The sequence below is a fragment of the Haloferax mediterranei ATCC 33500 genome (assembly GCF_000306765.2).
In the GTDB taxonomy this organism is placed as follows: Archaea; Halobacteriota; Halobacteria; order Halobacteriales; family Haloferacaceae; genus Haloferax; species Haloferax mediterranei.
On sequence record NC_017941.2, the window covers coordinates 267908 to 293963 of the forward strand.

General features: G+C 61.1%; 24 protein-coding genes. 17 read left to right on the plus strand and 7 right to left on the minus strand.

Features of this window, described 5'->3' with window-relative positions:
- Nucleotides 1-57: 57 nt before the first annotated feature.
- Nucleotides 58-1191: a DUF373 family protein gene (locus HFX_RS01405; protein ID WP_004058261.1), complete on the plus strand. Its 1134-nt coding sequence runs from the start codon at nt 58-60 to the stop codon at nt 1189-1191.
- A gap of 64 nt (nt 1192-1255) precedes the next feature.
- Here HFX_RS01405 and HFX_RS01410 read toward each other — a convergent pair whose 3' ends face one another.
- The 4 genes from HFX_RS01410 to HFX_RS01425 form a co-directional block, all read right to left on the minus strand.
- Nucleotides 1256-2098 carry a polyprenyl synthetase family protein gene (locus HFX_RS01410; protein WP_004058258.1) on the minus strand — a complete coding sequence of 281 codons (843 nt, stop codon included), beginning with the start codon at nt 2096-2098 and terminating at the stop codon, nt 1256-1258.
- A 173-nt stretch (nt 2099-2271) separates the two neighbouring features.
- On the minus strand, nt 2272-3225 hold the full coding sequence (locus HFX_RS01415; RefSeq protein WP_004058257.1) for an electron transfer flavoprotein subunit alpha/FixB family protein: 954 nt from the start codon (nt 3223-3225) through the stop codon (nt 2272-2274).
- Nucleotides 3222-4016 (minus strand): electron transfer flavoprotein subunit beta/FixA family protein, encoded by a 795-nt coding sequence (locus HFX_RS01420; RefSeq protein WP_004058255.1) that lies wholly within the window; start codon nt 4014-4016, stop codon nt 3222-3224. Before HFX_RS01420 ends, HFX_RS01415 begins: the two co-directional genes overlap by 4 nt.
- A gap of 68 nt (nt 4017-4084) precedes the next feature.
- Complete coding sequence (locus tag HFX_RS01425) at nt 4085-5227, minus strand: helix-turn-helix transcriptional regulator (RefSeq protein WP_004058253.1); 1143 nt, start codon at nt 5225-5227, stop codon at nt 4085-4087.
- A gap of 162 nt (nt 5228-5389) precedes the next feature.
- Between HFX_RS01425 and HFX_RS01430 the strand changes: the two genes are divergently transcribed.
- Together HFX_RS01430 and HFX_RS01435 are read left to right on the plus strand one after the other, a co-directional pair.
- Nucleotides 5390-6718 carry a DUF7094 domain-containing protein gene (locus HFX_RS01430; protein WP_004058251.1) on the plus strand — a complete coding sequence of 443 codons (1329 nt, stop codon included), beginning with the start codon at nt 5390-5392 and terminating at the stop codon, nt 6716-6718.
- Between the two features lie 89 nt (nt 6719-6807).
- Nucleotides 6808-7290: a type IV pilin gene (locus tag HFX_RS01435; RefSeq protein WP_004058247.1), complete on the plus strand. Its 483-nt coding sequence runs from the start codon at nt 6808-6810 to the stop codon at nt 7288-7290.
- 69 nt (nt 7291-7359) lie between these two features.
- Here HFX_RS01435 and HFX_RS01440 read toward each other — a convergent pair whose 3' ends face one another.
- A complete protein-coding gene (locus HFX_RS01440; RefSeq protein ID WP_004058245.1) occupies nt 7360-7986 on the minus strand; it encodes a methyltransferase domain-containing protein in 627 nt (208 codons plus the stop codon).
- Nucleotides 7987-8141: 155 nt separating this feature from the next.
- Here HFX_RS01440 and ahaH point away from each other — a divergent pair, with 155 nt between their 5' ends.
- The 11 genes from ahaH (at nt 8142) to HFX_RS01495 (ending at nt 19695) form a co-directional block, all read left to right on the plus strand.
- Nucleotides 8142-8474 carry an ATP synthase archaeal subunit H gene (gene ahaH / locus HFX_RS01445; protein ID WP_004058244.1) on the plus strand — a complete coding sequence of 111 codons (333 nt, stop codon included), beginning with the start codon at nt 8142-8144 and terminating at the stop codon, nt 8472-8474.
- Entirely contained in the window at nt 8461-10650 is a 2190-nt protein-coding gene (locus tag HFX_RS01450; protein ID WP_004058242.1) for a V-type ATP synthase subunit I, read from the plus strand. Before ahaH ends, HFX_RS01450 begins: the two co-directional genes overlap by 14 nt.
- A gap of 175 nt (nt 10651-10825) precedes the next feature.
- Complete coding sequence (locus HFX_RS01455) at nt 10826-11083, plus strand: F0F1 ATP synthase subunit C (RefSeq protein WP_004058240.1); 258 nt, start codon at nt 10826-10828, stop codon at nt 11081-11083.
- Nucleotides 11084-11103: 20 nt separating this feature from the next.
- Nucleotides 11104-11688 (plus strand): V-type ATP synthase subunit E, encoded by a 585-nt coding sequence (locus tag HFX_RS01460; protein ID WP_004058239.1) that lies wholly within the window; start codon nt 11104-11106, stop codon nt 11686-11688.
- Nucleotides 11685-12731, plus strand: a complete 1047-nt coding sequence (locus HFX_RS01465) for a V-type ATP synthase subunit C (protein WP_004058236.1) — start codon at nt 11685-11687, stop codon at nt 12729-12731. Before HFX_RS01460 ends, HFX_RS01465 begins: the two co-directional genes overlap by 4 nt.
- Nucleotides 12728-13048: a V-type ATP synthase subunit F gene (locus tag HFX_RS01470; RefSeq protein WP_004058234.1), complete on the plus strand. Its 321-nt coding sequence runs from the start codon at nt 12728-12730 to the stop codon at nt 13046-13048. Before HFX_RS01465 ends, HFX_RS01470 begins: the two co-directional genes overlap by 4 nt.
- A gap of 6 nt (nt 13049-13054) precedes the next feature.
- Nucleotides 13055-14815, plus strand: coding sequence for an ATP synthase subunit A (locus tag HFX_RS01475; protein WP_004058232.1), 1761 nt, complete (start codon nt 13055-13057; stop codon nt 14813-14815).
- A 4-nt stretch (nt 14816-14819) separates the two neighbouring features.
- Nucleotides 14820-16226 carry an ATP synthase subunit B gene (locus HFX_RS01480; protein WP_004058230.1) on the plus strand — a complete coding sequence of 469 codons (1407 nt, stop codon included), beginning with the start codon at nt 14820-14822 and terminating at the stop codon, nt 16224-16226.
- 163 nt (nt 16227-16389) lie between these two features.
- Nucleotides 16390-18393: a bacterio-opsin activator domain-containing protein gene (locus HFX_RS01485; protein ID WP_004058228.1), complete on the plus strand. Its 2004-nt coding sequence runs from the start codon at nt 16390-16392 to the stop codon at nt 18391-18393.
- 150 nt (nt 18394-18543) lie between these two features.
- A complete protein-coding gene (locus HFX_RS01490) occupies nt 18544-19230 on the plus strand; it encodes a V-type ATP synthase subunit D (RefSeq protein WP_004058227.1) in 687 nt (228 codons plus the stop codon).
- A gap of 81 nt (nt 19231-19311) precedes the next feature.
- The gene (locus HFX_RS01495) at nt 19312-19695 is read left to right on the plus strand and encodes a DUF6276 family protein (protein WP_004058225.1); all 384 of its coding nucleotides are present in this window, start codon (nt 19312-19314) and stop codon (nt 19693-19695) included.
- A gap of 140 nt (nt 19696-19835) precedes the next feature.
- On the opposite strand, the gene prf1 is transcribed toward HFX_RS01495, so the two are convergent.
- Nucleotides 19836-21080 carry a peptide chain release factor aRF-1 gene (gene prf1, locus HFX_RS01500; RefSeq protein WP_004058224.1) on the minus strand — a complete coding sequence of 415 codons (1245 nt, stop codon included), beginning with the start codon at nt 21078-21080 and terminating at the stop codon, nt 19836-19838.
- Nucleotides 21081-21210: 130 nt separating this feature from the next.
- On the opposite strand from prf1, the gene minD reads away from it, so the two are divergent.
- The gene (gene minD, locus HFX_RS01505) at nt 21211-23289 is read left to right on the plus strand and encodes a cell division ATPase MinD (protein ID WP_004058222.1); all 2079 of its coding nucleotides are present in this window, start codon (nt 21211-21213) and stop codon (nt 23287-23289) included.
- Between the two features lie 39 nt (nt 23290-23328).
- The gene (locus HFX_RS19920) at nt 23329-23466 is read left to right on the plus strand and encodes a hypothetical protein (protein ID WP_004058221.1); all 138 of its coding nucleotides are present in this window, start codon (nt 23329-23331) and stop codon (nt 23464-23466) included.
- 42 nt (nt 23467-23508) lie between these two features.
- On the opposite strand, the gene argS is transcribed toward HFX_RS19920, so the two are convergent.
- Nucleotides 23509-25272, minus strand: coding sequence for an arginine--tRNA ligase (gene argS / locus HFX_RS01510; RefSeq protein WP_004058220.1), 1764 nt, complete (start codon nt 25270-25272; stop codon nt 23509-23511).
- Nucleotides 25273-25512: 240 nt separating this feature from the next.
- Between argS and HFX_RS19925 the strand changes: the two genes are divergently transcribed.
- Complete coding sequence (locus HFX_RS19925) at nt 25513-25665, plus strand: DUF7563 family protein (protein WP_169330954.1); 153 nt, start codon at nt 25513-25515, stop codon at nt 25663-25665.
- Nucleotides 25666-26056: the final 391 nt, after the last annotated feature.

The window sequence follows — 26056 nt, forward strand, 5'->3', positions numbered from 1 at the left end:
GGCCGACCGCGGTCGTTCCCCGAAAGCAGATATATCCCCGTGGCATAGAAGTCAACGATGCTCTTGGTCCTCTGTGTCGACCTCGACGACGACCTCGGCCGCAAGACGGGACTCGATACTCCTGTTGTCGGCCGACAGAACGTCGAGGACGCCGCAGTGGCACTCGCCACTGCCGACCCTGAGGACTCCGACGTGAACGTGTTGTTTCAGGGGATTCAGGTTCACGACGAACTGCTGGAAGACGAAGACGAGGAGGTCGAAGTCGCCGCAGTCACCGGATTGGAAGGAAGCGACGTGAAGGCTAACCGGGCTATCGGTGAAGAGATAGACACCGTCCTCGCCAGCATCTCGACCGGCGAGTCCATTCACGCCATCGTCATCTCGGACGGCGCACAGGACGAATCCGTGCTTCCGGTCATCCGCTCTCGTGTCCCCATCGACGGTGTCCGTCGGGTCGTCGTCAGGCAGGCACAGAACCTCGAATCGATGTACTACACGATGAAGCAGGTCCTTGCCGACCCCGAGACCCGCGGGACCATCCTCGTCCCGCTCGGTATCCTGCTTCTCATCTATCCGTTCGTCACCATTGCGAGTTTCTTCGACGTTCCCGGAGCCGTCGTTCTCGGCCTTATTTCAGCACTCCTTGGCCTGTACACGCTCTTCCGTGGACTCGGTCTCGAATCCGCAGTCGATGAGGCCGCGGACCGCACCCGGAACGTGCTCTACACCGGTCGCGTCACGATTATTACCTACGTCGCCGCTGCGGCCTTGCTCGTCGTCGGTGGCGTCCGCGGGTACGACCTCCTGCAGACTGTTTCGGATGGAGTCGGTGGCGAGCCAGCGCCGGGAATCGTCCTCGCCGCACTCGCCCACGGTGCAGTCGAATGGTTCGCCGCCGCCGGTATCACGAGCAGTCTCGGCCAAGTCACGGACGAATACCTTCACGACCGTTTCAAATGGCGTTATCTCAACGCACCATTCTACGTCTCCGCAATCGCAATCGTGCTCTACGCGCTCTCCGGCTTTTTCCTCCCCACAGGTGTTGCTGGCGTCCAGACGTTCGAACTCACCGGGCTTGCCGTCGCGCTTACGGTCGGCACGCTCCTCGGAGTCCTGAGTACACTCACCTTCGCAGTGATAGAGGCGCACTACCCGACAAGTGCCGAGGGTGACGGGGAACAACCAGCATAGCGAACTGTCCCGGTTTCAGCTATCTCAACTCAACTCAGCTTAGATTAGCTCAGCTTAGATTAGCTCAGCTTTCGCGGACGATAACGAACTCGGCGAGGTCGCGGAGGTACTCCAGCGGTTCGGAGTCGTCGACGCCGGACGATTCGAGCGCGTTGAGCGCTTCGTCGGCGTGCTGTCGTGCGCGGCGATTTGCTTCTTCGGGTGTCAGGTCTGTCACCTGCACGAGCGACGGTCGGCCCATCTCGGCGTCCTGTCCGGTCGGCTTCCCGAGTTCTTCTGCGTCGGCGGTCGCGTCGAGTACGTCGTCGCGAATCTGGAAGGCGACGCCGACCCGTGCCGCGTAGTCGCCGAAGGCTTCGACGACGTGGGCGTCTCCGCCGGCCGCGACGGCTCCTAACTCGGCGGCGGCGCGGAAGAGTGCCCCCGTCTTCCGGTGTGCGAGTTGCATGTACTCCGTCTCGTTGGACGGGACGGCGACGAGTTCGGTCGCCTCTCCCTCGCCGAGTTCGACCATGGACTCGGCGACGATACGGGTTGCTCGGTCGCTGGACGAGAGGAGGGCGAACGCCTCCCCGAGCAGGCCGTCGGAGGCGATGATTGACGACCCGTAGCCGTATTCAGCCCACGCGCTGGGCGTTCCGCGGCGGATGTCTGACCGGTCGATGATGTCGTCGATGACGAGCGAGGCGTTGTGGACGAGTTCGACGCCGACGGCGAAGTCGACGGCGTCTTCGGGGGTACCACCGACGGCCTCGCAGGCGAGGATGGTCACGGCGGGGCGGACGCGTTTGCCCCCCGCGAGAGCGACGTGGTCGAGTTGGTCGGCGAGTTCCGACGGCTCGACCGCCGAGACGACCTCTTCGAGGCGGTCGTTTACCATCGTGACCCGGCGCTCCAGGTATTCCATTGTCGGTTCGTAGTGTTGGGTAGGGAAGTACGTACCGGATTTGGAGAAACCGAGCGACTGGGACGACGGGGGTGGCGTTTTTGACCGCTGTGTCACGACGGGATATCGGCCTCGCACTGACACTCCGGCGCAGTCGCTCTCAGCGTCAAAAAACGAAAAACGGGATTCAGTACTTACTCGAACTGCTCGATAAGTTCCGGCACCACATCGAAGAGGTCGCCGACGATACCGTAGTCGGCGATGTCGAAGATAGGCGCGTCGGGGTCGGTGTTGATGGCGATGATATTCTCAGCGCCTTTCATCCCGGCGACGTGCTGGACCGCACCGGAGATACCGACTGCGAGGTACACCTTCGGCGTCACGACCTTCCCGGACTGACCGACCTGACGGTCCTTCGGGAGCCAGCCGTTGTCGACGATGGGGCGCGAGGACGACAGGGTCGCATCGAGCGCGTCTGCGAGGTCCTGCACCAGTTCGATGTTCTCTTCTTCTTCGATACCGCGGCCGACAGAGACGAGCACGTCTGCCTCCGAGATGTCGACATCGCCGCTGCCGACTTCTTCGAATCCAGTTACGCGCGAGCGCACGCGAGATTCATCGAGAGTGAAGTCGAACACTTCGACTGCGGGTTCGCCCGCCGCTTCCGTGGCGTCCCACTCGCCGGGTCGGATGGTGACCACGGCGCGGTCGGCGTTGACTTCAATCGTGGATTCGACCTTCGAGGCGTACATCTCGCGGGTGACTTCGAGGGTCCCGTCGTTCTGGAGTCCAACCGCGTCAGTCACGAGCGGGAGGTCGAGACCTTCTGCAACGGCTGGTGCGTAGTCGAGCCCGTTGACCGTGTTGCCGATGAGGACGTACGTCGGGTCGAGTTCCTCGTACAGTTCCGTGACGGCCTGTACGTACACGTCGTGGTTGAACTCGTCGCCTTCCGTGACGGTGTGGATGGTGTCGACGCCGTCGAGCGAGAGTTCCTCGGCAAACCCATCCGTGTCGCCGCCGATGACAGCGAGGTGGAGGTCGCCGCCGGTGTCACCGACGAGGTCGGCACCGGCGGTGACGAGTTCGAACGACACGTCACGGAGTTCGCCGCGGCGGTGTTCCGTGATGGCAAGTACGTCGCTCATTGGGCACCCACCCCCTTCTCGCGGAGCACAGTCGCAAGTTCGGCGGCTTGCTCCCCGGCACCACCTTCGAAGTACGTCGCCTCAGATTCGGTCTCCGGTTCGTACATGTCGGTCAACACGAGGTCGGATTCGAGGGCCGCCCCGTCGAGTCCGAGGTCCGAAAGCGCCATCGGCTTGATTTCCTTGGACTGTGCCTGACGAATCCCGCGCAGACTCGCGTAGCGGGGTTCGTTGATACCGGTCTGGATGGTGAGCACGGCGGGGAGGTCGACTTCAGTGAGTTCTTCGACGCCACCTTCGAGTTCGCGGCGGACGTTAGCAACGGCACCGTCGATATCCAGGTCGAGGTCGTTGACGACCGCGGCCCATTCGAAGTCGATTGCGGACGCCAGCGAGACGCCGGTCGCACCGAAGCTATCGTCGTTTGCCTGCACGCCCGTGAGGACGAGGTCGGGTTCTTCTTCTTCGACGACTGCCGAGAGGAGTCGCGTCTTTGCGCCTACGTCGAGAAGGTCTACGTCTTCGAGTGCGTCGTCCCACACGCGGATGGCGCGGTCGACGCCTTTGGCGAGCGCCATGCGGATGGTCTCTTCGGAGCGTTCGGGACCGATTGTCGCACTGACGACTTCGACGTCGTCGTTCTCCTCGGCGATTTGGACGGCCGCTTCGACCGCGTACTCGTCCCACTCGTTGAGGTCGTAATCGAGGTACTGTTCTGCCACGCGGAGGCCATCGAGTTGGAAGTCCTCTTCCACCTCGGCCACTTCTTTGACGGTTACGAGAACTTTCATCAACGTTCACTACCGACGGGGGCGAATAAACGTTTTCGCACCGTCGCCGCCAACGTGCAGTCAGCCGATTACTCCGTTTCTTCGTCCTCGTCCGGCAGCGAGATGAGGTTTTCGCGGCCGAGACGGAGCTTTTCGACCTGTCCTTCGTCGGCCATCGACGACAGCAGTTGCGAGACTTTCGCGTCGGACCAGCCGGTTTCCTTGACGATGTTCGCCTGTTTCATCCGTCCGCCGTTTTGCTCTAAGAGCAGTTCGACGCGCTCTTCGTCGGAGAGCAGGTCGAGGTCGATGTCCGGGTCCTCGCTTTCGGCTCCCTCCTCGGCTCCGGCTTCGGGTGCTTGCTCATCTGTTTGCGCGGGTGCTGGTTCGGTCGCTGCACCGTTGCGTGGCTCAGACTCGGGGGGTGACGCAGGGGTTCGTTCGCTGGTGGTGGACCGACGGCGAAGGTAGAGCAGTCCCACTATCAGGACGACTACAACCCCTCCGCCAATGAGTTCCCACGGGATTTCTTGGCCCACCCCTGGCGGGACGTAATAACTCACGGCCAACTGTTCCGGCGAGTCAAAGGTTCGTGGCCCTTCGACGACCACCGCGTTATCCTCCAGTTGGAGACCGCGAGGGGTACTACTGACAGCGTACTTCGGAGGGGTCTGAATACTGAGATTCTGGTTCGAGCGAAGTGACGTGAGCCACGTCTTGCTGTCGCGCGCAGAGAACGCGTCTCTGAGACGTAGCCCCTCGTCAGTCTCCTCTAAGAAGTTCGTCCACGTGAAGGTCAAGACGAGCACGCCCGTGTCGTTTTTGACGTACCCTCTCTTCGTCGTGTTCTTGATTGTCATCGACCGCTGGGTCTGTGCTTCGGCCGTCTCACTGACTTGTTCGAAGAGTTCAGCGTCGAGACCAACATCCGCAGACCCCTGTTCGTATTTCCGTGCGAACTCTCTGAACGCCTTCGTCTCGTTTTCCGTCTCGAGGTCGTAACGCATCACGATGCGCCAATTCGCCGACCGGTCGTTACGGAGTTCGATGACGATATCCGTCTTGGGCGCTCGTTCGAGGTTCGACTGTTGTGCGATAAGGGTTGTCTGACCAAGGGATGTCGCCGTGTTAGCGCCGTGCGTGTCGGTGGTGGCGGCGCCAGTTGCCGTGACTGGTGCCGCGACACCGGCGATGATGATGAAGAGGGCAACGATGAGGGCGGCGCTCCGCATACGTGAATCCGTTTCGTCCGGCGATGAAAACGCTTTCCATCGACTTAACGTCACATTCCGTCTCTATTGACAATCGTTGCCACCGTGTGCGCAACGAAACTTTATCTGTCGTTGGTCCACAAGAGGGCCATTTTAGTACTGGCATTGTGTACCCCTATGCCGATGAAGGCCCTTCCGCTCGTCATCGCCATCCTCTTGGTGGCGTCGCCTGCTCTCGGCGCGGTCGGTCCCGACGCTGTCTCGGACCAGCAATCGGTCTTTGATACGGCGTCTCCGGCCCAGGCCCAGGCCCAGCAGGTGCCGAACGAGACGATTCGCGTGCTCGACATCCCCGAGTCGAATCTAGTGCAAGCGACGGTCGAATCACAACATGTCGACCTCGGCCCCTCGCTCGACCTCGCTGCGCTTAGAGCCGGTGGACAGATACAGACCGGCACATCTATCGAGCGAATCGAATCGGCGAGCGACGACAGCATCCGCCAACAGCTGATTATCGATGAACTGAGCCGCATCGAGCAACGTGCAATCGCGCTTCAGAGCACACAGCGGACCGTTATCGAGCGGTTCAACCAGGACCAAATCACGGCCCGTGAACTCCTCGTCGAACTCGCCCGCATCGACGCCGAGGCGCGAAGTCTCAACGAGCGCCGCGTCGAACTTCGTACTCTCGCATCCAACACGCCGGACTTCTCTATCGACTCCGGACGCCTCGCGGGGTTAGAGCGCGAACTCGATACGTTCACCGGCCCCGTCCGAAAGCACGCAGTCGCTGTCATGACCGGCGGGGCCGAGCCGACGCGCTTCTCCGTGCGGACGAGTGAGACCGGCGTCGTCCTCAGTGTCGTCGCAGATGGTAAGTACATCCGCGAGGCCTACCGCTCTGACCTTCGCGACCGCGACCAGAGTACGGTCATGTACGAGGAGGCGCTCGGTATCGTCGCAGATAACTATCCGACGGTCTATTCGAGCAGGTCCGCCCAGAACGGGACAAACGTCATCAGCGCTGGTAACAGTCACCGCGTGCGTATCAATTACAACGGCGGACAACTGTCCGCGTATGTCGACGCCGGAAGCGGAGAAGTGTTCAAGGAGTCGCAAGCGCGGCCACTCAGAACGGTCACTTCGGGAACGCCAAAAACCGAGGTCAAAGACGGGCTTTCGCTCACCGCCTATCAGACCTATCCCGGTGGCCCGCTTCGAATTCAGTTGAACGAAACTGAGACGGATGACCCCGTCGACGCGAACGTAACCATTGGACTCGAAGCCAGCCAAGAAAGCACACTACTCGGGCACACTGGCACCGACGGAACCATCTGGACTGTCTCACCGTCGGGACCGTTCACGATTACCGTCATCAAGGGTAACTCGGCGGTCGTTCTCACCTCCTCGCCGACGCCCATCCCCGGACTCGAAACGAACACGACTGACCAGTCGAATTCGACGCCCGATGAGCAACTCACCGCGACCCCCGAAGGCCCACCCGGGGTGTAGTGAGTCTCTTAGCTTCGCCTTCACACGGCTCAGTTGGTCTTTTACACTGGCCGAAGCTTCTTATCGCATGACGAGGCCACGCCTTCTCGATGTTCCGTCAGTTCCAGCACGCGACTCGTGGGACCTCTATCCTCGTCGGAAGCGTCCTCCTCGTCGGACTCGTTGTCGTCGTTGCCGGCGTCGTCGGTGCTGCCGCCTTTGACGTCGCCGAGTCGTCGCCGACGCCGACACGACCGACAGCCCTGTCGTTGTCCGTCTCCGGAGAAACACTCTCGATAACACACGAAGGAGGCGCACCACTCGACGTCCAGACACTCAGTGTTCGTATCTCGGTCGACGGCGAGTCGCTGGCGTACCAACCGCCAGTTCCGTTCTTCTCAGCCCGGGGGTTTCGTCCGGGACCGACGGGACCGTTCAATGCGGCGGCTGATTCCCGCTGGACCGTCGGCGAGCGCGCGAGTCTCGAACTTGCGGGCACTAACGACCCCGACATCACAACTGGGTCGTCGGTTGTCGTTCGAGTGTACGACGACGAGACACCGGTCGCGGTGCTCCGGGCAACAGTTTCCTGAGCGGTGGTGAACGCGGCGGTACGCTTCAGGTTTGGTGAACGGTCGGAAAACGCGACGGCTCGCTTTAGATTACTCTTCGTCAGGTGCGCGCGCGATAGTCACGATAGCACGTGGGCTTCCAGGTTGTCGCTGGAGGATGTGGTGTTCGATATCGACGAAGCCGGCGGCTTCGAACATCCGGTCGGCTTCCTCCTCGTCGTAGAAGAGCATGATTGCGTCGGCCAGTTTCTGGAAGACGCCGCTCTTCGGGTAGTCGGGACCGACGACGAGCACTTTGTTTCCGGGTTTCACCACGCGACGGAACTCTTCTAGCGCGGTGACGGGGTTCGGCCAGTACTCGATTGACCCGGACGACCAGATGATGTCGAACGAGTTGTCGGCGAAGGGGAGGCGTTCGGCGTCACCGCGGTAGAAGCGGACCTGGTCGTTCTTGCCGAACTTCTTCCACGCCTTCTGCATCTGGTGGATACTCTGGTCGAGGCCATGCACGTTATCGGTGTAGCGGAGCAGTCCTTCGGTCCCGAAACCGGTTCCGCATCCGACGTCGAGGACACGGTCTCCTTGCTCGATACCGAGCATTTCGAGCGCCTCGTCGCGCATCTCCTCGTTCCAGATGAACGGGTTCACCTGGTCGTACACCTTCGAGAGATACTTGTAGAACAGGCGGGCCCGCGCTTTGTTTTCGAGGACTCCCATCGCGCCGGGATTAGGACTCACCGATGATAACGGTGCGGATTCGCCGCGCAGTTCGGCGTTCGAACGGCCGTTTATTTCGGTGTTTCGGAACATCTGTCACCGACTTTCCGCAAACACCTTATACAGCGCTTGTGCAACGTTCCTGTGATACGAGTATGCCGAGACAAGAGGTTCTCGAACGAATCAAAACGGCCGAGCAGGAGGCCGACGACATCGTTGAAGAGGCCGAGGCCAAACGTGAGGAGCTCGTCGCGGAGGCACGTCGCGAAGCCGATGAGATTCGCTCCGAGGCCGAAGAAGAGGCTGACGAACTCGAATCCGAGCGTCTGCAGGAGGGGCGCGCGGAGATAGAGACGGAGCGGGAACGTATCCTCGAAGAAGGTGAGGAAGCCCGTGACGAACTGGTCGCCGAGGCGGAAGACCACATCGACGACGCGGTCGAGTACGCCATCGGCAAATTCGAGGAGGCGGTGAATGCTCAGACCTGAGCAAATGAGCAAGGTCTCGGTGACCGGTTCTAAGGGCGTCATGCCCGAGGTCATCGAGGCTGTCCACGACCTCCGACTGCTGCACGTCACCGAATACGACGGCTCGTGGCAGGAGGAGTTCGGATTCGAGACGGGGACGCCCATCGAGGGCGCGGAGAGCGCCTCCGACAAGCTCGTCACCGTCCGCTCGCTCAAGAGTATCCTCGGCGTCGAAGACTCCGACGCCGGCCGTCAGCGCATCGTCCCGGACGACGCGCTCGGCGAGCCGCTCGAAGAGATTCGGACCGAAGTCAACGAACTGGACGACCGTCGCTCAGAGCTAGAGAACAAGCTCAGAGCGGTGGACGAAGAAATCGACGCGATGGAGCCGTTCGTCGACCTGGGCATCGACCTCGACCTGCTTTCGGGGTACGACACGCTGCAGGTCGTCGTCGGTCATGGCAATCGCGATGAGATTGAGCGTGCCGTCGTGGACGCCGGTGAGATCAATGCGTATGAGATCTTCTCCGGTGAGCGAACCCACGCCATCTTCGGCCGCCCGACTGAGGGTGCATCCGAGATGGCGCTTACGGACGCGCTTGTTGGTGCCGAGTTCGCCACGCTCGAAGTTCCGGATGCCTCGGGAAGCCCCGAAGACCACATCCGCGACCTCGAACAAGAAAAACGCGAACTCGAATCGAAGCTCGAAACCGTCGAGTCCGAGCTTCACGACATTGCGGTCGAAGAAGGCGAGTTCCTCCTTGCAGCCGAGGAACGTCTCGACATCGACGTACAGAAGACGGAAGCACCGTTGTCCTTTGCGACGACGGAGAACGCTTTCGTCGCCGAAGGGTGGATTCCAACGGAGCGATACAACACGTTCGCCAGTGAGCTGAAATCCATCGTCGGCGAGCACGTCGACGTCGAGGAACTCGAACGCGCGGAGTTCTCCCACGACGGACACGACCACGCACGCGAAGGGGTTCCAGAGGCCGGCGGAACTGCCGCCGCCACCGACGGTGGGGCGGTCACGATGTCCAACGACGAACCACCGGTCGTCCAGAACAACAGCGGCGCAGTCAAGCCGTTCGAACTGCTCGTACAGGCGGTCAACCGACCGAACTACTACGAGTTTGACCCTACTGTTATCCTGTTCCTGACGTTCCCGGCGTTCTTCGGGTTCATGATTGGGGACTTCGGATACGGTGTTATCTACACCGCCATCGGATACTACCTCTATGCGGGGTTCGAATCCGAGACGTTCAAGAGCATGGGTGGAATGACGATTGCCGCTGGTCTCTTCACCACGCTCTTCGGCATCCTCTACGGGGAAATATTCGGGTTCCACCTCATCACCCAGTACCTGTGGGAAGGTGCGCTCGGTCTCTCGCACCCCCCAATCGAGAAGGGTCTGTCGCCGGCCACCTCTGAGTGGGCACTCGGCTGGCTCACCGTGAGCGTCGTCGTCGGTATCTTCCACCTCAACGTGGGGTACATCTTCGACTTCGTCGAGAAGTTCCAACTCCACGGTGCGAAAGAAGCCGTCCTCGAAGCCGGTTCGTGGATTCTCATGCTGAATGGCCTGTGGATTTGGGTCTTCAGCGATGCGCTCGGTGGCGTTCCCCCCGAGTTCCTGTTCACGACGTTCGCCAGTGGCGGGCTTCTCCCGCTCGGCTTCTCGGGCTTCTCGTACACTGTCGGCTGGGCCGGGCTCGGCCTCTATCTGCTCGGGGCAGCCTTCCTCGCGATGGCAGAACCAGCAGAGCTCGCCGAGTTCGCGAGCGTTCTCTCGAACGTCCTGTCGTACACTCGTCTCGGCGCTGTCCTCATCGCAAAGGCGTCGATGGCGTTCGCCGTCAACCTGCTTGTCTTCGGTGTGTACACCACCGGACACGGCGGCGAAGTGGAGTGGCACTTCGGTCTCGGCCACATGCCACACATCGGCGAGATGGTCCACGGGCACGAAGTGACTAATATCCTCTTCGGCGGGCTGTTCCACTCCGGCGCTGCTGGTGTCGTTGGTGGGCTGCTCGTTCTCGTCGTCGGTCACCTCGTCGTCCTCGCACTCGGTGTCACGAGTGCCGGTCTGCAGGCCGTCCGTCTCGAATACGTCGAGTTCTTCGGCAAATTCTTCGAGGGCGGTGGACGCGAGTACGAACCGTTCGGCTACGACCGTCAGTTCACGACCGAAGACTGAGTGAACAGGCGGTACCTTCTTTATCGACCGCTTCGATAGCAACGGCTCTGCCGGAATCACCGCCGACAGCCGCCCGAATGCCGTATTTCACCCGATTATTTTGGGAACCTTTATGAGAAGGCTTGCAACACATACGAACGTTCGGAGACGACAATCCGGTACTCAGGAACACACAATGATTGAAGCAATTGAACCCCTCATGACTGCACTGCAGAGTGAAGCCACCTCCTCGCCCGCGATCACCGAAGGTGCTGCGGCGGCCCTTTCGGTCGGTATTGCCGCCTTCGCAGCCGGATACGCCGAGCGTGGTATCGGTTCCGCTGCGATGGGTGCGATCGCTGAAGACGAGGGTCTCTTCGTCAACGGGCTGATCCTTACGGTCCTCCCCGAAACCCTTGTCATCCTCGCACTGGTCGTTGTTTTCGCGGCCTAAGCACCCCTCCCTTTCCCATTATGAGTTTGGATAACGTCGTTGAGGATATCCGAGACGAAGCCCGCGCACGCGCAGAGGAAATCAGGCAGGACGGCCAAGAACAGGCGGACGATATCATCGCCGCAGCCGAATCCGACGCCGAGAACATCCTCGAATCGCGTAAGGCCGACATCGAGCAGCAGATCGAACGGGAGCGCGAACAGGCGCTTTCCAGTGCGAAGCTCGAAGCCAAGCAGGCACGACTCGGCGCTCGCCGTGACGTCCTGCAGCGTGTCCGCGAGCAGGTCGAAAACGAACTCGCTGAGCTCGAAGGCGACCGTCGCGAAGAGCTCACCCGTTCGCTTCTCGACGCTGCCGCGGTTGAGTTCGAAGACGAGGACGAAGTCAGCGTCTACGGCCGTGCCGAGGACGCTGACCTGCTCGAAACCATCCTTGCCGACTACGACGGGTACGAGGTCGCTGGTGAGCGCGACTGCCTCGGTGGCGTCGTGGTCGAAGGCGAGAACTCGCGTGTTCGGGTGAACAACACCTTCGACTCGGTCCTCAACACAGTCTGGGAGGACAACCTGAAGGAAGTGAGTACGCGACTGTTCGACGACCAATGAGCACTGCTGGCGGCTCGAATCCCGAATACGTTATCGCTCGTGTTCGAGCGCGACGCAGTGCCCTGTTCGGAGACGAGGAGTACCGCAAACTGGTCCGTATGGGGCCGGCCGAGATTGCCCGATTCATGGAGGAGTCGGAGTACGAAAACGAGGTCAACGCATTGGGAAGTCGCTTCTCCGGTGTCGACCTCATCGAGTTCGCGCTAAACCAGAATCTGGCGAAGCAGTTCAACGACATCCTCGATTGGGCAGGTGGCCGCCTCTACGACCTCATCGCGCGGTATCTTCGGAAGTTCGACGCGTGGAACATCAAGACCATCATCCGTGGCATCTACTCCGATACGCCACGCAACGAGGTCGAAGCTGACCTCATCCGCGCAGGCGAGTTTGACGATAAACTCATCTCGCGTCTGCTTGACGCAAGCGAACTTGAGGAAATCGTCGACCTGCTCTCCGGTACCATCTTCGGCGACGGTCTCGAGGCCGCCTACGAAGACTACGAAGAGGTTGGCGTGCTCGTACCACTGGAAAACGCGGTCGACCGCGCTTTCTACGAGCAACTGCTCGAAGGCCTGGTCGTTGGTGAAGAAGCCAAGCAGTACCGCGAGTTCCTCGAAGCAGAGATAGACTTCCGAAACGCCCGCAACGCACTCCGTATCGCTCGCAGTGGTGCCGACCTCGACCCAGTCGACTACTTCATCGAGGGCGGAACGCTGTTCCGGGCGTCAGAAATTGCGGCGCTGGCGACCAGTCCGGACGAACTGGTCTCAAAAATCCGTGACAGCCGGTACGGTGACCGTCTCTCGTCGGCTCTTTCGGACCTCGAAGAGGCAGACAGCCTCATCGGCTTCGAGCGTGCCCTCGATGCGGCACTCTTGGAGTACGGTGACTCGCTCGGACACGTGTACCCGCTGTCTGTCACCCCAATCGTCTCGTACATCCTCGCCAAGGAGCGCGAGGTCGACAACATTCGGGCGATTGCCCGCGGCCGCGAGGCAGGGCTCGACCCCGATGCAATCGAGGAGGAGCTGGTCATCCTATGAGCCAGGAAATCGCAGTTATCGGCAGTCCGGACTTCACCACGGGATTCCGACTTGCGGGCGTCCGCAAGTTCGAGAACATCCCGGACGAAGAAAAGGACGAAGCACTCGACGAGGCCGTTATACGCACGCTCGAGGACGAAGACGTCGGCATCATCGTGATGCACGAACACGACCTCGACCACCTTTCGCGTAACGCCCGCCAATCTGTCGAGCGCAGCATCGAGCCAACGCTCGTGACGCTCGGCGGTTCCGGTGGGGCGAGCGGTCTCCGCGACCAGATCAAGAGAGCAATCGGTATCGATCTGATGGACGAATAACCAAACATGAGTCAGGCAACACAAGATTCCGTTCGCGAGGACGGTGTCATCGCAAGCGTGAGTGGTCCGGTCGTGACCGCCCGTGGCCTCGACGCCCGTATGAACGACGTCGTCTATGTCGGCGACGAAGGGCTAATGGGCGAGGTCATCGAGATTGAGGGCGACCTCACGACCATTCAGGTGTATGAAGAGACCTCCGGTGTCGGTCCCGGCGAACCCGTCGAGAGTACGGGCGAACCGCTGACCGTCGACCTCGGTCCCGGGATGATGGACGCCATCTACGACGGTGTCCAGCGTCCGCTGGACGTCCTCGAGTCCAAGATGGACTCGGCGTTCCTCGACCGCGGTGTCGACGCGCCCGGTATCGACCTGGAGAAGGAGTGGGAGTTCGAACCTACCGTCTCCGAAGGCGACGAAGTCGCCCCCGGTGACGTTGTGGGTACGGTCCCCGAAACCGTGACCATCGAACACAAGGTCATGGTCCCGCCGGACTTCGAAGGTGGCGAGGTCGTCGCCGTCGAAGCTGGCGAGTTCGCCGTCACCGAGGCGGTCGTCGAACTCGACAACGGCGAAGAGATTACGATGCACCAGGAATGGCCGGTGCGTCAGGCGCGTCCGGCGGCTGAGAAGAAGACGCCGCGCGAACCGCTCGTCTCCGGTCAGCGTATCCTCGACGGTCTGTTCCCCATCGCGAAGGGTGGGACGGCCGCGATTCCGGGTCCGTTCGGGTCCGGAAAGACGGTTACGCAGCACCAGCTCGCCAAGTGGGCCGACGCTGACATCGTCGTCTACGTCGGCTGTGGTGAGCGCGGTAACGAGATGACCGAGGTTATCGAGGACTTCCCGGAACTCGACGACCCGAAGACGGGCAACCCGCTTATGGCCCGGACGTGCCTCATCGCGAACACGTCCAACATGCCTGTGGCAGCCCGTGAATCCTGCATCTACACCGGAATCACCATCGCGGAGTACTACCGCGACATGGGCTACGACGTCGCGCTGATGGCCGACTCCACCTCCCGGTGGGCAGAGGCAATGCGCGAGATTTCCTCGCGTCTCGAGGAGATGCCCGGTGAAGAGGGGTACCCCGCGTACCTCGCCGCGCGTCTCTCCGAGTTCTACGAGCGCGCCGGATACTTCACGACCGTCAACGGTCAGGAAGGTTCTGTCTCCGTTATCGGCGCAGTTTCGCCGCCGGGCGGCGACTTCTCCGAGCCGGTCACGCAGAACACCCTGCGTATCGTGAAGACGTTCTGGGCACTCGACGCAGACCTCGCCGAGCGTCGTCACTTCCCGGCGATTAACTGGAACGAGTCCTACTCGCTCTACCAAGAGCAGCTCGACCCGTGGTTCGTCGAAAACGTCGAAGACGACTGGCCGGACGAACGCCAGTGGGCTGTCGACGTGCTCGACGAGGAGAACGAGCTTCAGGAAATCGTTCAGCTCGTCGGTAAGGACGCCCTGCCGGAGGACCAGCAGCTGACCCTCGAGGTCGCTCGCTACCTCCGTGAGGCGTACCTCCAGCAGAACGCGTTCCACCCGACGGACACGTACTGTGAACCCGAAAAGACGTACGGTATCCTCACCGCCATCCACAAATTCAACGACGAGGCGTTCAAGGCGCTCGAAGCCGGCGTCCCCGTCGAAGAGATTCAGGCCATCGAGGCGGTTCCCCGCTTGAACCGCATCGGTGTGCAGGAAGATTGGGGTGCGTACATCGAGGACCTCAAAGCAGAGATCACAGAGCAACTCCGCGAGCTGTACTGAGACCATGAAGGAATACCAGACTATCACCGAAATCAGCGGCCCGCTGGTGTTCGCCGAGGTCGACGAGGCGATTGGTTACGACGAAATCGTCGAAATCGAGACACCGCAAGGCGAGACCAAGCGTGGACAGGTCCTCGAATCCAGCGAGGGCATCGTCGCGATTCAGGTGTTCGAAGGCACGACCGGTATCGACAGGAACGCGTCCGTCAAGTTCCTCGGCGAGACCCTCAAGATGCCCGTGACCGAGGACCTCCTCGGTCGCGTGCTCGACGGGTCCGGCCAGCCAATCGACGGCGGCCCCGAAATCGTCCCCGACGAACGTCGCGACATCGTTGGCGCAGCAATTAACCCGTTCTCGCGCGAGTACCCCGAAGAGTTCATTCAGACGGGTGTCTCGTCCATCGACGGCATGAACACGCTCGTTCGCGGTCAGAAGCTCCCGATTTTCTCCGGGTCCGGTCTGCCGCACAACGACCTTGCGCTGCAGATTGCACGTCAGGCGACGGTGCCGGAAGAAAGCGGTGAGGGCGAAAGCTCCGAGTTCGCAGTGATTTTCGGCGCGATGGGTATCACGCAGGAAGAGGCGAACGAGTTCATGGAAGACTTCGAGCGCACGGGCGCACTCGAGCGCTCCGTCGTCTTCACGAACCTCGCGGACGACCCCGCAGTCGAGCGGACGGTCACGCCGCGTCTCGCCCTCACGACGGCCGAGTACCTCGCGTTCGAGAAGGACTACCACGTCCTCGTTATCCTCACGGACATGACGAACTACTGTGAGGCACTCCGCGAGATCGGTGCGGCCCGTGAAGAGGTTCCGGGTCGCCGTGGTTACCCCGGTTACATGTACACCGACCTTGCACAGCTCTACGAGCGTGCAGGTCGTATCAAGGGTCGTGAAGGGTCTGTTACGCAGATTCCGATTCTCACCATGCCCGGTGACGACGACACGCACCCGATTCCTGACCTGACCGGTTACATTACCGAGGGTCAGATTGTGATGGACCGTGACCTCAACAGTCAGGGTCTCCGTCCCCCGGTGGACGTGCTCCCGTCGCTGTCGCGTCTTATGGACGACGGTATCGGTGAGGGCCTCACCCGCGAGGACCACGCCGACGTGTCCGACCAGATGTACGCGGCGTACGCAGAGGGTGAAGACCTTCGCGACCTCGTGAACATTGTCGGTCGCGAAGCGCTCTCTGAGCGTGATAACAAGTACCTCGACTTCGCCGAGCGCTTCGAAGCCGAGTTCGTCAACCAGGGCTTCGACTCGGACCAGTCTATCGAGGAGACGCTCGACATCGGTTGGGAACTCCTGTCGATGCTGCCGAAGTCCGAACTCAACCGTATCGACGAGGACCTCATCGAGGACTACTATCAGGAAGACGCCGAGACGGTCGAAGCGGAAGCCTAACGAAGGCTACCCTCACGTTCGCACTCGGTTCCGATTTTCCTCTTTATTCTCCGCCCACAGCGTGCCGCATCGACCGCACTTTACGAATCGTATTGCATCGTGTACTGGCCGTTTCGGCGCACTCCTCGCGAACTTCCTTATGGAGTCGGCAAGTGTGTAGTCCATGAACGAATCGACGCCACTCCCTCGCGTCCTTGCGGTCGTCGTTGATGCTGACCGAGGCCGACTCGAAGACGTACTCTCGCCGCTCCCCGTCGAGACCGTCTCCTCGGTCGAGGCGGCACGACGGCGACTCCGAGGCAACTCGATAGACTGCGTTGTGGTTGCGAGCGACCGGGCCGACGATATCGAGAATTTGCACGCTGAGACTGCGGCCCCACTCGTCGCAGTCGTTCCCGAGGATGGTTACCTCTCGTCTGCGGACGCACACGACGCCGGTGCCGCAGATGTTGTCCCGCTCGTCGACTCGAATCTCTTCGAACGACTTCCGGAGCGAATTCGGAGCGCCGTCGCGTGGCGTCGCTACGGGACGGAAGCGTCCGGGCAGATTACTGAGGACCTGAAAGAACAAGCAATGGACGAGGCTCCGGTCGGCATCACCATTGCCGACTGTTCGCTGCCGGACCTGCCACTCGTCTACGTCAACGAGGCATTCGAGTCGTTGACTGGCTACAGCGCCGAGGCAGCGCTGGGCCGGAACTGTCGATATCTGCAGGGACCGAGGACGAATCTCGAACAAGTGGCCGAACTCCGTCGGGCCATCGAAGCCGAAGAATCGGCGTCCGTCGAACTTCTGAACTACCGCGAGAGCGGCGAAACGTTCTGGAACCGCGTCGATGTCGCACCACTGAGTGGCCCGGATGGAGCGGTGACACACTACGTCGGGTTCCAGACCGACATCACAGAGCGGGTCCGTGCGGAAGCGGCCGCAGAACAGTACGCTGCACGGGTCGAAGAGGAACGAACACGGCTTCAGACGCTCGTCGACCACATCGAAGGGCTTCTCGAAGACGTGACGAGTGCGCTCGTCAGAGCGGAGACGCGCCAAGACCTCGAAGCCACTGTGTGCGACCGAGTCGCTGAAACCGAGCAGTTCGATTGCGCGTGGATTGGGGACTGCGACCTCTCACCAGCGACTATCGTCCCGAGTGAGTGGGCGGGGAGTACCGGGTCGTCTATCGAAGCACTCGAAATCGACCGCGATGACGCAACTGACCCGACAGCACGGGCCGTCCAGACGCGGACTGTCCAGTCAGGGACAGTTCCGGATGGGCCAGTGCACGAGGATTCGCACGTCCCGTTTCAATCAGTCATTGCGGTTCCACTGATTCACCGGGAGACGCTCTACGGTGTTTTGACAGTCTATGCGGACACGAATCCGGATACTGACACGGACAGTAACTCTGATACTCTCAACGAGGAGATAACGGCTGTCTTTGGAACACTCGGAAGAGCCGTCGGTGCGGCTATCGACGCGTTCGAGAGTCGCCGGTCGCTCCTCTCGGACGACGTTCTCGAACTCGACGTGAACGTGAGTGACTCGACTCAACCGCTGGTTCGCCTTGCGGCCGCCGCCGGGTGTCAACTCCAGTACGAAGGGGCCGTCCCACACGACGACGGAACACTCAGCCTGTTCGTTTCGACGCCGCCATCGACCAACCTCGACGAGGTGGACTTCGAACCAGATGGCGTGTCCGAGGTCACACGTCTTCCCCGCGGAGACAATATCGGCCTGTACGATGTGACACTCACATCGGGGTCGCTCGCGCATCTCGTGGCAGACGCAGGCGGGCGGATAACCGACCTCGAAGCGGACAAACACGGCTGTCGGTTCACCACCGTGGTCCCCGACCGGACGGTGGGTCGGTCGTTACTCGACGACCTGAAGAGTGCGGCGGACGGCGTCGAACTTCGCGCCGTCAGAGACCGCGCGGCTCCGCCACAGACACCCCGAGAGTTCGTCGCTAGCCTCAGCGCGGAACTCACCGATAGACAACACACTGCGCTTCAACTCGCGTATCTGGGTGGGTTCTTCGAGTGGCCACACGGCGTCACGGGTGACGAACTCGCCGACGCGATGGATATCTCCCGTGCGACGTTCCATCAACACCTCCGGGCGGCCGAGCGAAAACTCGTCTCGGGATTCTTCGAGAGACATCCTGCGTAGTCTCGGGTCACTATTCACGTCGTTTCGTGTCGCTGATATGTTTCCTCTCACTGATACGTCCCTTCTCACCCGCAGACCGACGAATTTCTCCCGGCCTGACGGGCTAGACAGTAAAAGATTAACACCCCAGGCGAACAACCCCCGCCAAAGATGGCCGAAGACGTCAAGCCGACCCGCAAGAACTTGATGGCGATTGAGGATCGCATCGAACTCTCCGAGCGGGGCCACGACACGCTCGAACAGAAGCGTGACGGCCTCATTATGGAGTTCATGGACATTCTCGACCAGGCACAGGACGTGCGGGCGAACCTCAACCAGGACTACGAGCGCGCCCAGAACACCATCAACATGGCCCGCGCCATGGAGGGTGACGTGGCGGTTCGCGGTGCGGCGGCCGCACTGAAAGAGTACCCCGAGATTACGACGCAGTCGAAGAACATCATGGGCGTCGTCGTCCCGCAAATCGAGTCTTCGCGCGTGAAAAAGAGCCTCGACCAGCGTGGCTACGGACTGCTCGGCTCCTCGGCCCGCATCGACGAGGCCGCGGACGCCTACGAGGAACTCCTCGAATCCATCATCCTCGCCGCGGAGGTCGAGACGGCGATGAAGAAGATGCTCGAAGAGATCGAGACGACGAAGCGCCGTGTCAACGCACTCGAATTCAAGCTACTGCCCGAACTGTACGAGAACCAGGAGTACATCGAGCAGAAGCTCGAAGAACAGGAGCGCGAGGAAATCTTCCGCCTGAAGAAGATTAAGGCGAAAAAGGAAGAAGAAGAAAAAGAAGAGCGGGCGGCCGCCGAAGAGGCCGAGGCGGAAGCCGCTGCGGCGAACTAAGTTTCGTCTTCTCACATCTGACGACACTCTCTCGGTCGGGGCACCGACCACTTTTCATCACCGTGCCGCGTAGTGTTCGCTATGTCCTGTCCCGACTGTGGCGGGGAGGAGGCCGTCTTCTCAGTCCCCGAACCGCTCGAAGAGTATACGCCGGAAGCGGCACTGACACTTGCGTTGTGTAGTAATTGCCTCCGAGTTCGGCCGAGCGAAAACCCTCCGACCGAAGGCATATCTGGACCGCTTGCAGGTGCTATTCCCGATGGTGAGGGCGGTGCCGCGGTTGTGGTGTTAGTCAGCCTTCTCGATTCGCTGGCGCTCAACCGCTCCGCAATCGTAGACTGTCTCGAGTACGCCGAACGCAAGGGTGTCGATGTGCAACTCACGCTCAATCGACTCCAACAGGAGGCGACTGACCCACACTTCGACGTAGCCCGTCGACAGGAGCAGTTAGATTCGTTTCTCTGAGGCTGACGGTGCGCGCGGGACGGCCGTTACAGCCTGAGTCGAGTTGTAACTCGGCGGTCGTGTCGGCGGTCGATATCAGGTCGGCGTTCGATACTTATCTTCTCGCGCTCGCGTGCGCGAAGACGCCGAGGAGGAGTCGATTAGACGCCGGTGGAGTACCGGAGAATGCCGGCGATGCCACCGAAAGCGTCGTAGAGCTGTTCGCCTTTCTCGAAGTCCGTACTGATGAACTTCGTCTCGGTGCCACGCTGGTCTGCGAGGTCCATCAGGAACTCGATAACGTCCTCGCGTTCCTTCAGTTCGGCTTCGGAGCCGTCTTCGCAGTCGTGGCTGGGCGTGTCGTGCCGGTGGTCGATGAGTTCGTACTCTTCTTGCCCGCCACAATCGTAGATGGCGACGTCCTTCCGCAGGTCCTCGGAGATGAGGAGGCGGTCGACAGACCCCATAACGAGGTTCTTACGTGTCGCCTCGAACCCGTAGGTGGACTCGTTTCCGCGGTGGAGTTTCTCGAAGAACTCCTCCATCTGCTTTTTGTCCTTGATGACCTCTTGGTCGGCCAGCGCGTCCTGGCCGGCGTCGACGAGGTCGTACAGGCCGGATTCGTCGGTGTACGCCACGTCGAACTTCCCGACGACGAGGTCCTGAAGTTCGTGGTGGAGGTAATCTCCGTCGAGGAACTCGTCTTTCGTCGGTGAGGGACCACCGACGAGGATGCCGTCCATATCGTGTCGTTTTGGGACGAACAGGTCATTCGCCATGCCGGCGACCTCCTGATAGAAGTTGTCGATGGCTTCGAGGCGGAGGCGGGCGAAACGCTGGGCGGACTGACCACCTTTGCGCTGCTTTCCGGGGACGAGCGACGAAGCGCTCTTGACCGGTTCGACGCGCTTGCCTTTCAGCCACCCGACGTTGGCCTCGCGGCGGTCGAGGACGACGAGACCGAACAGGCCCTTGTCCATGAGCATGTCTTCGAGCGGTCCGGTGAGGAAGTTCGAGTCGCAGTGGTACCGGAACGACTGAATCGGCTCTGGCGGGCTTTCGAGTACCTTCGTGACCATATCGGTCTGGCCGCCGCCGGAGTTGACCGCACCGGAGAACATGACGATACCGCGTTCGGGTGGGAAGGTGTCGTAGTAGCGGAGGCGGTCTTTGATACTCGTGAGTGCGTCTTGGACGTTCGTCCGCGTCTGCTTCGATTTGATGTTAGACGCTTCGCTGTGCTCTGTGATGACGTGCTCTACAACGTCAGATATCTGCTTGTCTTCGGGGATATAGATCGTGACGAGCTGAGTTCCTGAGCCTTCGTACTCTCTGAGGTCCTCGATGACCTTCTTGAATTCGTACTTTCGGCGGTCGTCGCTCGGCCCCTCGGCGTCGCTACTCATCACCCAATATAGTCCGGCCAGCGGCTAAGTAACCTTTGACTGGGCACGCGGAACGGTACCGCGAATCAACACCGAGAACGGTCGGCGAACATTTATGTGGCTGTCATGGGTGGACTTCGACGTTGGAATCATGGCACGGGTGTACGCAATTGCCAGCGCAAAAGGCGGGGTTGGAAAGACGACGACGACGGCCAATCTCGGGACCACCCTCGCAATGGCTGGTCACGATGTCGTTGTCGTCGACGGTGACCTCGGGATGCCGAATCTCGCTGGTGCCCTCGGCGTCGACCCAGATGGGGCGACGCTTCACGACGTGCTCACTGGTGAGACGACGGTCGAATCGGCCATCTACGAAGGTCCAGCGGGACTTTCAGTCCTGCCGGGTTCGAACGCGCTGGAAGCGTTCGCCCGCGCGAACGCGAAGGAACTCGACCCGATAATCTCGACGCTCAAGGAGAGCTACGACATCGTCATCGTCGACACTGGCGCGGGCCTCAGTGACGACACGTTCGTCCCGCTGAAGCTCTCCGACGAGGTCGTCTTGGTCTCTACGACGGAGCGCGAGGCCCTCGGCGACACCGAAAAGACCCGACAGCTCGGCGAACGAATCGGGGCCGAGATGGTCGGTGTCGTCCTTACAAGAGTCGACCAGTCGAATCCGAACGCCGAGGTTGTCGCTTCGACCCTCGACGCTGGTGTCATCGCGGTCGTACCGGAGGACCCGTCCATCCGCGAGGCACTCAGCACCCAGGTTCCGGTCGTCGCCCGCTCGCCCGACAGCATCGCCGCCGCGGGCTACCGGGCACTTGCGGAAGCACTCACGGGCAAGCCGGTCCCGATTCCGGATTCGTCTGTGGATACAACTGATTCCGAAGCAGAACCATCGGATGCACCCGTTTCTGCGTCCAAAACTGACGCCACCGCCGATACGGCGGAAAATGTGTCCGTCGTCCAGACGGATGCGGAATCCGGTTCAGAACCGGAATCGGAGTTCGAGCGGGAGTCGAAACCGGAACCCGAGCCAGAGCCGGAACACGAATCAGAGACAGAACTGAAGTCGGAACCCGAACCCGAATCCGACCCCGAGCCAGTGACCGAATCGATAGCCTCCGAGCCAGAACCGGAGCCAACGTCAGTATCCGAGTCGAAACCACCGGCTGAACCAACGGTTTCGGAGCCGGAACCTGAACCGGAACCAACGACCGAGGCCATAGACTCCAATCCGGTATTTGACGCAGACACTAACGTAGACTCCGAATCAGAAACTTCTGAACCACCCCTCGAATCGACGACGGATTCGGAGGCGACCACGACACAACCACCCCAGTCGTCCACTTCGACTACTGATGCGGAAGCCGGTCTCAAAGACGAGTCCGATACCGATGACGACGACTTCGCCGCCTCAATTCCGTTCTCTGGAGGTGCTCCGGACGACCCGGCCGAGTCGCCGTCTCACGAACAGGACACGGTCTCGGACGACGACGAACCACCGGTGGCTAGCTCCACTGGCCCGGTAGCTAATACCACCAATCCAGAAGCTAACACTACCGACTCGGTAGCTGACAATACCGCCGACCCGTTAGCCGACGACGCTACCGATGCTGCCGACCCGTTAGCCTCCGACGCTGCCGACGACTCACCCGCTGGCGGTGTTGACGACGACCCCTTGGCAGCGGATGTCGATGACAGTGCTACGGAACTCGGCACCGACCATGCCATCGGCGGCAGCGACGACCCACTCGCTGCGGACCTCGACGAGAGCGTCGAGGACTCCCCAACCGCCGACGAATCCACGTTCTCTGATACTGAACCCGAAACGCAGGGGACTGACCCACTGGCAGGTGACGCAGTCGTCGACCCCTCCGAATCCGCTCCCGCGGACTCCACCGGCCCCGTCGATTCGGATTCACCCGCTACTGTTGGCTCACCCGACTCTACCGATTCCGTCCCCTTCGACTCCGATACCGACGATTCGTCCTCCGTCGTCACCGAAGCACCGGAATCCGAGGACGACCCGCTCGTCGCCGAAGCCGAACCGACCACTGAGGCAGACGCGTCCGCCGAAGACGCAGCAGCCGAAGACACCCCCGATGAGAACAGCAAGGAAGAGGGCGTTTACACCACGTCACTCGTCGAGGAAGTCGAGTCGTTCGATGACGACGAACACGACGACAAGAAGAAGGGATTCTTCAGTCGCTTCCTCGGCTAAACGGGAAGGCCTTTTACTCGCGTCTGCGGAAAGCCCCCTATGGCAGAATCTGAGTCCGTCCCCTTCTGGTGGATAGTGCTGTTCCTAGTCCTTGCGCTCGGCGGCGGTGCCGCAGCAGTTTTCTCTCTCGGCGGGTCGATTATCTCCGGTACGGCCGTGCTCCCACTCCTGTTCTAACGCAGCAAAAACAACTGCCGAGAAAAACGATTCAGCCCGTGGTCACATCGACTCGGGCGCTTCTACCCCGATGATAGCGAGCGCATTCGCCACTGCGTTCCGTGAGGCTTCGACGAGTGCGAGTCGCGCGGCACCGACTTCTTCGTCGGCGTCGAGCACGGGACACTCGCGGTAGAAGGTGTTGAACACTTCCGCGAGTTCGCGGGCGAACGTCGCAATCGTGTGCGGTTCGAGGTCGTCAGCCGCTGCCTCGATAACCGCGGGGAACCGCGCAATCGTACGGAGCAGGTCGCGCTCGGCCTCGGTCGTGAGGACCGAGGGGTCGACCTCACTGGCGTCGATACCGGCGGCGGTTGCCTCGTCGACGATACCGCAGCAGCGGGCGTGGACGTACTGGATGTACGGAGCGGACTGGGCCTCGAAGTTGAGCGCCTGGTCCCACTCGAAGGTGATGGCCTTCGTCGGCTGTTTCGAGACGATATCGTAGCGAACCGCCCCGATACCGACCTGCCGGGCGATGCGGTCGATGTCTTCCTCGTCGAGGTCGTCGTCGCGGGTGCGGCCTTCGAGGCGTTTTTCGACTTCGTCGCGGGCACGCGAGATGGCCTCGTCGAGCAGGTCGTCGAGCATAACGCCGGTCCCCCTGCGGGTGGACATCCCGAGGCCGCCGGGAAGGTTGACCCACGAGAAGATGACGTTTTCGAGCTTGTCCACGTCGTTGCCGAGGATGTCGAGCGCGGCCCGAAGTTGGCCAGCCTGCAGTTTGTGGTCTTCGCCGAGGACGGTCACGGCGCGGTCGTAGTTCTCGAACTTCCACTCGTGGTGGGCAAGGTCGCGCGTCGTGTACAGCGACGTGCCGTCCGAGCGAAGGAACACGAGGTTCTTCTCGATGTCGTATTCGTCGAGTTCGAGTTGCCACGCGTCTTCCTCGTAGACCGCGTGCTCGGTCTCTTTGAGGCGGTCTGCGAGGTCGCGAGTGCTCCCGTCGAACATAAAGCGCGTCTCCTTGACGAACTCGTCGAACTCCGCGGGGAGACGTTCGAGACACTCGCGCATCCCGCCGAGCACTTGGTCGACGACGGTCTCGACGCGGGCGTAGGTCTCTTCGTCGCCCTCCTCGATGCCCTGTAGAATCTCGGTGATTTCGGCTTCGGCGGCCTCGACCTCCTCGGGGTCTGCCTCTTCGAGGAAAGCATTCCCCTTGCGGTAGTAGCGAACGAGGTCGTACTCGATGCGGTCGCGCTCGGGTTCGCTGTCGAGGTCTTCCTCGTCGAACGTCTCGTAGGCCCACGTGAAGACGGCCATCTGGCGACCGGCGTCGTTCACGTAGTAGTGCCGCTCCACGTCGTTGCCGGCGAAGTCGAGCAGGTTGGCGACGGCGTCGCCGACGATGGGGTTGCGGGCGCGCCCGACGTGGACCGGGCCGGTTGGGTTCGCACTCGTGTGCTCGACGACGACGCTGTCGCCGGTCGACGGGAGACGGCCGTACTCGGTGTCGTCCGCCGCGGCGTCGAGCGTATCGTCGTAGTACGCGTCGGTCACGTGGAAGTTGACGTACGGGCCTTGCGTGTCGACTTTGCCGAGGTAATCGTAGCCCTCGACGGAGACTTCTTCGGCGATGTCGATTGCAATCTTCGGCGGCGCGGCGCCGACGACACCAGCCAGTCGGAAGGCGACGCTGGAGGCGAGCGTTGCTGGGACGTCCTCCGGCGGTTCCTCGACCCCGAGGTCGTCGGTGGGGAGGTCGAGCGACGAGAGCGCCGCAGAAAGCGCCGTCTCGACCTCCTTGCGGAACTGTCTGAACATGTACGCGGTTTCTCGGCAGGCGGCTAAAGGCCTTTCCGAACCGTCCGGGCAAACGTGGCCGTATTTGCGTTCGGGTCGGATTTACGCTCACTGCTACCTGCCGCCAAACCTCTCCTCTTGACCTCCTCCGAACCGAAAACCTCTGTTTCGGCCTAGTCCTTACTAGTTAGGTAGTATCCATATATTGTAATCGAACTACATTCAAATCGAGGCAGGACGACCTGCCCTCACCCCACACCCATGAGTCACTGCAACCACTGCGATGCGTTCGTGTCGAGTGATTTCGTCCGCGTCTTCGGCGACCACGAAGGGCGCGTCTACGCGTGTCCCAGTTGTTCGGCGAATGCGGGCATCTCACAAGTGAGCGCAGAACGGAGAGCATCGTCGCTCTGAACTGTCCCCCCCATCGCGTCAAACCCGAACCAACCCCTCGTACCCACCAACTACCCCCTAGCCGACTCCCCCACACCCACCAACCAACTCTCCCATACCCACCATCCACCAACCCACACCCACCATCCATCAACCAACTCTCCCACATCCACCAACTCACACCCACCATCTACCAGCCCACATCCACCATTCACCAGCCCACACCCACCCTCCACCACCCACCGTTCCTTCGTCCCACTGGTCTCTCCAGAACAGCCAGCGGGTATCCAGCCCACCTCCACTTCCGCGTTTCTTGAACCGATAGACTGACCGACGGACTTACCCGTAATCGATTGAAAGGAATGGGTACGCAGTTCAGCCGGTTACTCCACACTCCATCACATTTTTGAGA